Origin of the sequence: Accumulibacter sp. (assembly GCF_016789985.1) — a bacterium.
Classification (GTDB): Bacteria; Pseudomonadota; Gammaproteobacteria; order Burkholderiales; family Rhodocyclaceae; genus Accumulibacter.
In genome coordinates, this window is sequence record NZ_JAEUOL010000231.1 from 1 (window position 1) to 12,106 (window position 12,106).

The 12,106-nt window shown below is 66.8% G+C and carries 1 protein-coding gene; it reads right to left on the reverse strand.

Annotated elements, in window-relative coordinates; genetic code table 11:
• A partial coding sequence (locus JNK99_RS13210) for a CARDB domain-containing protein (protein ID WP_291853881.1) occupies positions 1-12,106 on the reverse strand: 12,106 nt, incomplete at both ends.

The following is a 12,106-nucleotide window of genomic DNA, read 5'->3' on the forward strand; positions in this document are numbered from 1 at the left end:
CAGCACGCTGCCGTCCGTCTGCCGGATGCCCGGCATCACGCCAGGCACCCGGCCGTCGAGCTGCAGCGTGCAGGCTTCGCCCTCGCGCAATGCCTGCAAGGGCAGCGCCGCGAGTCGCGGGTCGGCATGCGCTGCTTCCACCGTGATGGCAAAGGACTGACTGGCGATCGACCTGCCGTCGCTGGCGTGGACAGTCAGCGCAGGCCAGTTGCCCGCCTGGTCGTAGCCGGGCGTCCAGCTCAGCCGGCCACTGGCCGCGTCGAACGTGGCGCCGGGCGGCAGCCCGCTCACTGCCAGGGTGAGCCGGTCGCCGTCGGCATCGGCGGCGCGCAGCGCCAAGGACAGTGTTTCGCCTTCCCGCAGCGAGAGGTTGCCCACCGTCGCGATGACCGGAACATGGTTGCCACCGTCGACGGCCAGTGGCCAGCGGCGCAGGGCAAAACCGCCACGGCTGTCTGCGACGCGGACGACGATTTCACTGCTGGCGTCGGCTGTCGTGGCGGGCGTCCAGGCGAGGATGGCCAGGGCATGCGAGCCATCGTCCCTGCTCTGGACCTCCTCCTGCGCGGTCAGGCTGATGCCGTCTGGTGCCTCGACCAACTGCCAGTAGATGCGACTGCCGTCGGGGTCGACAGCTTCGATCTGTACACTCCAGGCTTCACCGGCCACCGCGGTCGGCAGGTGGTCGGCGTCGATTTCGCCGGCAACGCTCAGCGACGGTGCTTGATTGGTCTGGGGTGCGGCGTAGATCCCGTGTCCGAGATTGGCCTTGAGCAGGTCAGCCATCCCGGCGCGGACGGCGAAACGGCTGGCCGGAACGATGCTGACCGTCTGCTCGGCGATGGTTGCGCCGACCGCGAGCTTGCCGCCCAGCTTCTGCAGTGCTTCGCCGAGATCGAGCAGCCAGAGATCGGACTGGTCGCCGCTGCCCGGGGTGGCGCCGGCAATCGCCTGGTCGAAGTAACGGCCCGGATCGAGCAGCAGCACCAGCGGACCAGAAAGTTCCTCATTTCCGATGTTGGTCAGATTGACATCGTAACTGATCGTGCCGGTTGCGCGGTTGGCGCGGGTGCGCGAGAAATCGAGACGCAGGTGCTGACTCAGATCGTTCAGCGTGGTGAAGTGCGTTTCGAAGCCGCTCTTGACAGGGATTTCCGCAGCGCTTCGCAGGCAGCCGGCGATTTCCAGGCGGTAGTCGTCCGCCACCAGTCCATCCCAGGCGAGCCAGGCGGTGTGGCTGGCGGCGTCCCAGCGGATGGCGGCCGGGTGGCGGGCAGCCTGGCTCTCGGTGACAGCGTTCAGCACGTGCAGCGTGTAGTTGGCCGGATTGAGTACGCTGCCGTCGTCGCCTCCCTCTCCGGTCCACATTTCCTGGTCGAAGACGACACCGATCTGCTGCAGTGGCAACGGTACGAGTGCGCCATCGGGTACGGTGACAGCCTTGACCAGTGGCGCATGGCGCAGCGCGATCTCGTCGATGTGCCGGGTCCCGGCGACGAGAATGCGACCATCGTGGGTGGCGACGATTGCCTCACCGCGTGTACCACCCGATGCGAGTTGCAGTCGTTCCCGGCTGGCCAGCTCGATCATCCAGACCCCGCCCTCGTCTGCCGCTTCGGCCCCGGTGCCCGGCACGGGGTGCTGGCCGGGCTGACTGCTGGCCAGCAGCAAGCCGGCCAGCGGCGTGTCAGGCACACCGAAGGCGATGCTGTCGAGGATACCGGAAACCCGGTACTCGATTTCGGCGCGGCCGACCCCCGGTCCGCTCAGCGGGAAGCTGACGATCTCGGTATTGGCATCGGCCGCCACCCCCGGGATGGCACCACCGGTCCATCTGACTGCCCACAGCCGTCCATCGGGTGCGAAAGCGAGGTCGCCAACCGCTTGCTTGCTGAAGCGACGCCAGGCACTTGCCGTATCCGTCGCAGCCGGGTCAAAAACCACTATGCCGGTGCGCGTGGAAGCGTAGATCTCACCATTTCGCGGATCGACCGCCAAGGCATGGGTCAGAGGTTCTCCTCCAGGCGGCTGCAGGCGCCGCAGAATGCCGCCACTGGCCGGATCGACCTGCAGCAGCTCGTTGCCGGTCATCACCCACAACTGTCCGAGCGCGTCGACGGCCAGATCGATCACCGGCGTATCGAGGGCAAACAGCGGCATGCCCGGATCGTCTGTCGACTGAAGGCCGTCCGGGTGGTAACTGTAGACTTGGTTGCGTAGCGTCCCGGCACTCGCCAGGATGTGGTGATCGGGCATCTCGACCAGCGCCTGCGCACCGATGTCGGCGGCGCTGGCTGCATAGCCGTGGGCAAAACCGCGCAGGGCGAAAGGTGCAAGCACCGAGCGCAGGTCGCTGCCCGAGCTGCTGGCGACTGTTCCCGGCAGTTGTCGGATGGCCTCGGCGAACAGGGGATTGGTCGGGTAGCTGCGGTCGTGCGCGGCGAGCGGTGTGGCTGTGGTTTGCGACAGCGTTTCATTGATGCCCAGGCCAGCCAGCGCTTCCTGACGAGCGCCATCCTCCGGCAGCGCCGCGTTGCTCAGTGTCGTGGCCTCGGTGTTGCCTGCCCGGTCGGTGGCGACGGCAAGGAATTCGTAGCGCTTGCCTGCCTCGCCAGTGAATAGCGCCCGGGTGGTCTGCGGGCCGAGCCGACGCTGCCAGATGTGGAGATCGCCGCCGTTCTCCGCGACGTGGAGGGTGACCGAGGCGATGCCCGCAAGATCGTCGCGTGCACTCCATTGCAGCTCGAAGGTCGGCGCGAGGTCGGGTCCTGTCTGGCCGAGGGTGTTGACCGTGAGCGTCGTCTGCGGTGCACCGGCGTCGAGCCTGACGCTCGCCGCCGAGCCGTCGATCGGTGGCGTCGCATCGATAAACAGGCGCGACGCAGCGCCGATCTCGCTTCCCGAAGGCGCCTCGTCGGAGGCGCGTACGGTGTAGCTGACGAAACCCTGTGGTGCCGAACCGGCAGCCGAGCGGGATGCGTCAGCGGCCGTTGCCAGCAGGCCGCGGCTGCGGTCGCGCAGTACCTCGCCGCTGTCCGGGTCGATCGCCTGCAGCAGCCAGGTGGCCATTCGGCTCGCTGTATCAACTCCGGCGCTGACGCGCAGAATGAAGCCCTGGCTGGCAGTAAAGTCGAAATCGCCCTGGAAGCTGGCGCGCTCGCCAGGCAGGTGGACATCGATGTTGCCGATGCGCAGGTCGCCGAGGCGGAACGAGCGTGGATCGAGAACTGGGTCAAGCTGGCTGACGATACGCAACTCGCCGGCCGGGTTCTCGCCCGGATTGGTGAAGACGAGGCTGTAGGGAAGGGCGGTGCCGCGCGGAACATAGGCCCGGCCATCGGTGCCACGCAGAGCTTGCGGGGGGCGGACGCTCAACGCCGCGCTGCTGCCGGCAGACTGCCGGGCGTCGGCTTGCAGGTAGCGCGCCAGATTGAGCGACTGACCGGTAACTGGCCGGAACTCTCCGTCGAGGACACCGATGTGGCGCAGGTACTCGAGTTCGGATCGGCCGCCGACGAAGACGTCGAAGTCGACGAAGTGCGTCTCGTGACTGGCGGCGAGTTCGAACTGCCCGCGCTCGGCACTGTGGGAAACCGGAACATCGACCGTGCCATCGAGGCTCTGGCGTACTTCCACGTAGTCGACCGGAGCCTGGCGCGCGTCGGGATCACCGGAGTAACGGGCAGTATCGCCATACCATTCCTGAACCTTGGCGAAAAAACCCAGGAGGTCGGCCTGGGTGCGGTAGATCTCGCCACCTTTGCCGAGCACGATGCCGCTGGCCAGGGTTGCATTGAGACTCAGCACCTTTGGCTGCTCGCGAATCGGTGGTGCTTCGTCAGACGGTTGCAGTAGTCCCGCAGCTTCCAGGGCAGCCAGCCAGGCGCTCTGCCACTGACCGGTATCGGCCGCCAGTGCGGCCAGGCTGGGAGCCGCCGCGGGATCGCCGATGATGGCCGCACGCAGCTTCGACGCATAGCTCTTCTGCTCGGCAATGAATTCGTCCCGGGTCAACGGGGTGGCGGCAGCAACCACGTCGAAGCGGAATGGCATCGCCAGCGTTTCGAGTCCGCCAAGGTGCTCGTTGGCGACCCTGGACAGGAACTTTCTGCTCAGACCGGCGGCGATCCGGTCGAGATCCGCCACCCCGCCATCGAGCAGTCCTTGTGTCCGCCAGGTCGGTCGCAGCGTGTAGAGCTTTTCGCGCAGGCCTGCGAAGTCCCAGTTCAGCCATTCGGCCAGTCCAGGATAGGTCTGCAGGGTGAACGCCGAGCCGACGAAGCCGCCGCCTGCAACATCCCAGGCGTAAGCCGGCGCCAGGTTGCTGCCATTGCTGTTGTGCAAGGCGTCGAGTCGTGCCCAGGGAATGTCGCTGCGGTTGAGGCCCTGGCTGGGTGTTGGACCATAGCGCTGGGTGTTGCCCGCGGGGTCGAGCAGTCTGCCGTCGGGCTGGCTGCCCGGCGCGCTGCCCAGGACGAGATAGGGCAGCGGCAGGCCGGCGAGGAGGTCGGCGCTATAACCCATCTCGGGTACGCCGGCCACGAAATGTACATAGGGTGTATCGAGATTGCCCAGGCTCTGCAGCGAGACGCTGTAGGTGGCGCTGTCTCCGGGGTCGAGTCTGCGCGGGCCGCCGATGCCGATCGTCACTTCGCTCTCGATGCCGCGTTCGACCAGAAATCGTTGGGCTTCGGTGACTTGTTGGCCGTCGGGGTTGGTGATCGTCAGATCGTAAAGTCCGAGCGGCAGACGTCGGGTATCGAACACGGCGCGGATGTGGGTGGCGTCGAGAACCTGCCAGCGCTCGGGTTCCGCCTCGAACACTCCAGGGCGCGAGAGCCTGACGAGAGCGCCGGCCTGGAAGTGGGCGCCATGGATGTCTACGGTGACCCAGGGCTGCCGGTCGTTGCCTGTGCCGCCGTGGTCCGGGCTGATATGGCTGATCGAGAGCGGCAACAGATCGGCACGCAGGCTGACTGGCGACTGCGCTGCGCCCTGACGCGCGCGCAGCAGCAGGTAATAATTGCCGGCGCGTGTATCGCTGACCAGTGCCTGCTGGTCGGCGGCGACCGGGTTGCCATAGGCGGCGTCGAAGCTGTAGCCGGTCGGGATGTCTCCGTAGCGCAGGTAAAGTTCGTTGCTGCCTTCGGCCACCAGCGCGTCGAGACTGACGCGCAGGGTCTCGCCGGCCGCGACGCTGAGCCGGTATACCCGTTCCTCACCGGGACTCAGCGTGGTTGCGAGCGGACTGCGGATCGGCAGTTCGGGTATTTGCACCTGCAGCGTGGCGCCTGCGGCAGTGCGGTTGTTGGCTTCGCCCGATGGCAGCTCGAGCCCGCTCGTCAGCAGGCCGATGCTGCCCTCGAAGACGTCGTTGTAGAGGTCGGGCCGGACGATGACATGCCACTGACCCTCCTTGACCGGCGGCAGGTGTGTGCTCAGCGTGGCCTGATAGGCGCTGCCGCCGGCCAGATCGCCGCTGTGCCCGACCTTGCCGATCAGCAGGTCGCCGAGGTCCCAGGTGGTGTCGGCGGACAGGTAGAGGGCGTCGGTCCAGTGGCCATGAGCGGTGTTGATCGAGTCGTTGACTACCGCGAAGTCGATATGGATTTCCTCACCCACCCGGCCGCTGGCGGGGACGGTGGCCTGCAGCAGCTTGAGATCGGCGGCGGGTGGCATAGCGATGTGCAGCGGTTGTGGCGCCGCGCCGGCGTTGTTCTGTTCGTTGCCGAATTCGCGCAGCTTGCCGCTCTCGCCGCTTCCCCAGGCGCGCACCGGGTCGCTGACCACGAAGACGTAATAGGGACCGCTGAGGTCGGGCGGCGTGTCCATCTGCAGCCGGGACTCATAGCTGTCGCCGCTGGCCAGTCCCCCGGAATGCTCGACGTAGCCGAGATAATGATCCTGAGTGAGATCGAGGAAGCGGTCCCTGGAGAGATACACCAGGTCGTTCCAGGTCGTCTGGTCAGCGGGCGTGTCACCACCGGCATTGACCACTCGCCAGTGCACGGCCAGAGACTGGCCGGCGATGGCGCTGGCGGGAGCGCCGACTTCGCTGACCTGTAGATCCGGCGACGTTCTGGGTGTCACCGAGAGAAGCGTGGATGCTTCGTTGTTGCCTTCGTCACGGAACTCCTCGACCATTCCGCTGGCGTTGCCGAAGCTCGCCAGGCCGGGCAGCCCTGCGCGGATCGTGCTGTTCTCCCAGGGGTTGCTGCTGATCGTGGTGTCGGTGCGCAGGATGAGATGGAAGTCGCCACTGATCGAGTCGGGCAGATTGAAACTTGCCGAGGCGGTATAGGATTCGCCCGGCTGCAGGTATTTCGGCCGGCCGTTGTCGCTCAGGCTGATGCCCTTGGCAGCCAGTCCGGAGCCACCATCGAGCAGTGGATAGTCTCCTGCGTCGAGAGAGGCGTCACGCGACAGATAGAGCCCGTCGAACCACGCGTCGGTGCGTGTTTCACGGCTGCCGTGGTTGCTGACTTTCCAGCTTGCGGTCAGGGGGTCGCCGGAGTTGACCGAGCTCGTCGAGAGGGCAATTTCGTCGATTTGCAGGTCCGCTTCGCGGTAGATCACGGGCAGTGCCACGCTGCGCAGATTGTTGTCGTTGCCGGCTGCTTCATAGACCGAACTGGCATAGTGATGGTCACGCGCGATGTTGTTGTCGCCGCCGGAGGTCAGTTCCTGCCTGGCCGGACCGAGGGACGGACCGCTTCCCTCGGGGTCGGCATCGGTGACCACGTGGAGGTAGTACAGGCCGTCGCCACCAGCCGGCAGTCGGACCCGTACCGAAGCCGTGTAGCTGCCGCCGCTGGCGAGTCCGCTTACGTTGGCGTGAGTCACGCTGGCGAGGCGCTGCGCGCGGTCAGGAATGAAGTTCGAGTCACGGCTCAGGTAGACGGCGTCGACCCAGAAGCGTGTACCCGACCAGACCGCGGCGCCGGAATTGCTCACCGTCCAGTTGACGTTGGTTTCCTCGCCCGAGAAGCGGTCGGTCTCGCTGCGCAGTTCGCTGACCCGCAGGTCGGCCGCCTGGCCGCCGAGCAGGGAAGTCGTGCTGCGGCTGTTGTTGCGCTCGTTGGACTCGTCCACCTGATTGTCCGCATCGGTATGTACGACGAGGAAGCGGCCCGTTGTCGACGGCGCGAGCGCCAGCGTCTGGTTGACGGTGTAGCGCTCGCCATCGCCGAGACTGAGGCGGTGGGCATGGTCGGCCAGGTGCCAGACTTCTTGGGCGGCGGCGAGGTCCGGATGGTCGCTCAGGTAGACCGAGTCGATCCAGTCGCCGGTGAAGCGATCGCCGCGGTTGAAGACGCTGTAACTGTAGCTGTAATTGCCGCCAGCATCGGCATTTGTCGGGCCGATGATTTCGCCCAGTACCAGATCGGGTGGCGTACTGCCCAGGATGCTGATCGGCCGCGCGCGATAGTTGTTGTTGTCGATCTGTTGGGGATCGTCGGGATTGATCTGGGTGGCCAGCGTGTCTTCGAGGATGAGGTCATAGGTGTCGCTCCACACCGTGAGGTAGTACTGGCCGGAAACCAGGTCGTCGGGCAGGGCTACCTGGACGTCGCCACGATAGTCTTCACCGGCCTCGAGCTTTCCGGCATGGTTGAAGCTACCCAGGAGGATGTCGCCTTTCCAGGCGCCCGGGCGGCGCGCGTCGCGTGTCAGCCAGAGGCTGTCGGTCCAGCCATCAACGGAAGCTGTTTCGCCGCGCGTGCGGGCGCTGCCCAGGTTGGCTACCCGGTAGCGCACCCCGATGCTGGCCCCGTGCACGCCCTGATCGGGGGCGACGACATCGCTGGTCACGAGGTCGGCGAAGGGCAGCGGGTCGACGCGGAACGGTGCGACATGCACATTGTTGGTTTCGTTCGGGAATTCGTCGACCTCGCTGTTGCCGTCTGCGACGACGATCAGGAAGGCATCGCCGCGCTGGCGCAGCGGAATGTCGATCAGCGCCGACTCGTTGGCGTAGCTTTCGCCGGGTGCGAGCGCGCCGAGGCTGGCGAAGTCGCCGACCAGCTGGTCGTCGGCGCTCAGGCTGGCGTCGGGCGAGAGATAGACCTTGTCGGTCCAGTGGCCGCTGCTCGCTGCCGTTCCGAAGTTGCTCACCGAGTAGCGAGCCGCTAGCGTACCACCGGCGCTCGCCCGTTGCGGGATGCTCAGGGCGGTCAGTCGCAGGTCGGGGCGCTGCTTGAGGCCGACGGCGATCAGGTCGGCCGAGAGGCGCGCATTGTTGTCGCGCGCGACGCCGTGTTCGTAGGGTTGCGTACCGTCAGGGCCAGCCCCGGCATTGCTCACCACCTGCAGCCGGTAGAGGCCTTCGCTCCGCACTGGCAGGCGAAGCTGCTCGCTGCGCGTATAGCTCACGCCAGCGGCGAGATTGCGGTCGTAGCTGAAGCGACCCAGTTCGATCGCCTCGCCGCCGCTGGCTGGTACCAGCCAGAGCGCGTCCTGCCAGATTCCGCTGGCCGCCGCCTGTCCCTGGTTGAGCACGGTCCACGAAACGTCGATCAACTCGTCTTCCCGCGCGGCCGCGGGGAATGAGATGCTTGCGACGATGAGATCGGGCGAACTGGACAGGGTGATCGGGACGACTGGCGAGCTGGCGGTGTTGTTGTCGGCGAAGATGAATTCGAAGGGGCCGCCGGTGCGCACGTTGAAGTAGTGGTCGCCGGCGACGCCGTCGGGCAGCCTCAACTCGAGGCTGCGACGGTAGCTCTCACCCGGCGCCAACTGGCCGATGTGGCTGGCCGGCTCGAAGCTGGCAATGATGTCGCTGCCATCCGGATTGCGGCTCAGCCAGACTTCGTCCCACCAGTCGCCGGTGTCGGTGGTGTCGATGCCCCGATTGATGACTTCCCACTCGACGCGCAGCGGCTGGCCGCTGGCCGGCGCTCCCTGGGTGGTGAGCGAAATCACCTGCAGGTCGGCATAGGTGGTGGGCAGGATGTCGAGTACGTGTGGCAGGTGGTCAATGTTGTTGGTGCGCGAAGAGTTCTCGAACACTTCACCCGACGGATCGGCGACGACGAACAGCCGGTAGCGTGCCGAGGTTGCTGGCGGCAGGGTCACCTCCACCTCGCGCGAGGCGGCTTCGCCGGGGGCAAGTGTCGTCGGCTGGCGATACTCGGCGACGACGCGGTCGTCTTCGTTGCCGAGCAGCTCGTCGGTCGAGAGGATCACGTGTTCGCTCCAGGCCGTGCTCCGGCCGGCGCCGGTGCCCTGATTGCTGACCGTCCAGCGTACGGAGAAGCGCGCCGGGTCGCCGATCACGCGTTGCGGGGCACTGACTTCGGTTACCGCGAGATCAGCCCAGGGTGACTGCTCGACGCTGAGCGGCAATTCGTCCCGGTTGTCCTGCGGGTCATGGTCGTCCACCTGCCCGGTGGCGTCGGTGACCACGAGAAGCCGATAGTCGCCACGACAGTCGAGCGGCAACTCGAACTCGGCCGCTGCGTCGTAGCCGGCGCCCGCCGCCAGTCCGCCCTGCCGGACCAGTTCGCCGAGCGGCCGTCTTGCCGTTCCCTGGACGAGGTAGACAGCGTCGATCCAGTCACCGGACGCGGTGGCGCCGCGGTTGTGGACCTGCCATTGCACCCTGATCCGATCACCCGAGCGGGCGAGGGCCGGACCCTGCAGGGCGGTGATCGCCAGGTCGGGCCGGGCGACGTGTAGCGTGGTGCTGGTCCGGTTGTTGTCTTCGCCGAGACGTTCGTGGAGGGCGTCGTCGGCATCGGTGTGTACCAGCCAGCGGAAATCGCCTTCTTCGATGTTGCCAGGCAGCTCCACGGTGAGCATGTGGGTGACGCTCTTGCCGGGTGCGAGGGGCTGGCTGTTGAGGACGGCGGCGACCTCGAGTGGCTCGAACTGCGTGCCGCGGTCGAGGTAGATGCGGTCCCACCAGGCGGCAGAACTTGCGGCGCTGCCCTGGTTGCTCACCGTGTAGCTCAAACTGGCGGTGTCACCGGGTCGCAGGAGGTCGGGGGCACGCAGGTCGACCACCGTCAGATCGGGGGTCGGGCTGAGCGAGATATGCAGCGTGCCGCTGCTGACGAGGAGATTGTTGGCGGCGCGTTGCTCATCGCTCGCCGTCGCTTCGTCCACCGTGCCGTCCGGGTTGGTGTGCAGGATAAGGTAGTAATCGCCGCTCAGGTCGTGTGGCAGGACGATCGTCGCCTGGTCCGCGCAGGTTTCGCCAGGCGCCAGACCACCGGAATGCAGCAGCGCGTCGGCCAGAACGAGATCATCCTGGCTGGCCTGGGCGTCCCTGGAGAGCAGCAGACGATCGTTCCACTGGGGCTGATCGGTGTTGGCGTTGCCCCGGTTGATCACCAGCCAGTCGAGCGTGATGCGCTCACCGCTCAGGGCGGCCGTCGGGGTGCTCAGGTTGACCGGGACGAGGTCGGCATACGGTGCGACGAGGTCGATGGCCAATGCGTCGCTCTGGTTGTCGGCACGCGTGTCGGGTTCGAGCAGCTCACCGGCACGGTCGCTGCGGATTCCAAGGTAGTAGCGTCCGGCGCCACGCACCGGCAGTGCGACGCTCACCCTCTGGCTGTAGCTCTCGCCGACACGCAGCCCGCCGTGGTGACGAACGGTGGCCAGCGGCAGGTCGTCTTCGTTGCCGATCAGCGTGTCGTTGCTGTAGACCAGTTCGTCGTCCCAGCTGGCGTCGCTGTCGATGCCGCCCTGATTGGAAACCGTCCAGGCGACGCTGATCGGCATGCTGCCGATGCCGTTGCCGGGCGCCTGCAGGCGGTTGACGCGCAGGTCGGGGTAGGGGGTGGTGAGCGAGGTCACGTGGAGCGCCGCACGATTGTTGCTTTCGGCGTCGCCGGTGTGGCTGGTTTCGAAGAGCGCACCGCGGCCGGCCTGGTTTTCGTCGGCGCTGACGCTGATCTCGATCCACCCGCTGCCGCGGATGCCGTCCGGTAGTCTGAACGATTGACTGCGCTGCCGCGAGGTTCCGGCGGCGATCGACCCCTGGCCGGCTTGCAGCGGATCGTAGGGCAGCAGCAGGTCGCAGAGGATTTCGCCGCTGTCGAGCTTGCGAATCTGCAGGTGGTCGTCCCAGCCGGCCTGGCTGGCGATGGCGCCCGCGTTGAAATCTTCCCAGGTGATGTCGATGAGGGCACCTGCGGCGAGGCTGCCGGAGAGGACGCGCAGATTGCGCACCTGCAGGTCAGGGCCGTTGTCGACCCAGCGAATTGCCTCATTGTTGTCGTCGGCGGTGCCGGTGCTGCCTGGCTCGGCGATCGTGTCGTAGCAGTCGACGACGACCCGGAACTTGATGCGGCCGGCGCTGGCGTTGCCGCCTGGCCAGGCGAGGGACAGCGAGCGCGGGCGGCTTTCGCCGACCGCCAGGGGCGTGCCGCCGGCCGCGGGGTCGTTGTCGATTTCCTGCCGAAGGACCAGTTCGCCGGTGCTGCTGTTGCGCACTTCGAGCCGCTCGCTCCAACCGCCGACGGTGTCGATCAGACCCTGGTTGGCGGTGCTCCAGGAGACGGTGACCAGGTCGCCAGGCGACCAGTCACCGTGCGGCGTGATCTGTAGATCGCTCACCGCGAGGTCGGCGAGCAGTGTGCTGCCACCGTTCGTGGCGCTGCCGCCGGGTGCCGGCAGGGTCTGCTGGAAGTGACGGACGACGGGCGCTTCGCCTGCCTGCTGCAGGATCTGGGCGTGGCGCATGAGCGGTGCCGGTGCCGGCGGGCCTGCGAGGCGCTCGCTGCCGGCCAGGTCGAAGCCGTTGCGGTAGTACCAGCGATCGACGGTTGGCGCGCCAGTCGAGTCGAGCGAGTTGCGCACGAGCTCGCATTCGCCTGATCCTTCCCCGACCACGCGATAGTGGCCGCCGGCGATCCACGGCCCGAGGCTGCTGCTGGTGGCGAAACGATAGGCGGGACCGTCGGCGGTCCAGGTGCTGGCGACCGCGTTGTCTTCGGAATTGCGCCAGATCCGGACCAGATCGCTGCGCCCGTCGCCGTTCACGTCGGCGGCGTGGAACTGCTGTTCGGCCTGCGGTGCGCCGAGGGGGGTGCTGCTCCCGGCTTCGAAGCTGCTGCCATTGCTGCGCCAGACGGTGAGCTGCAGCACCCCTTGC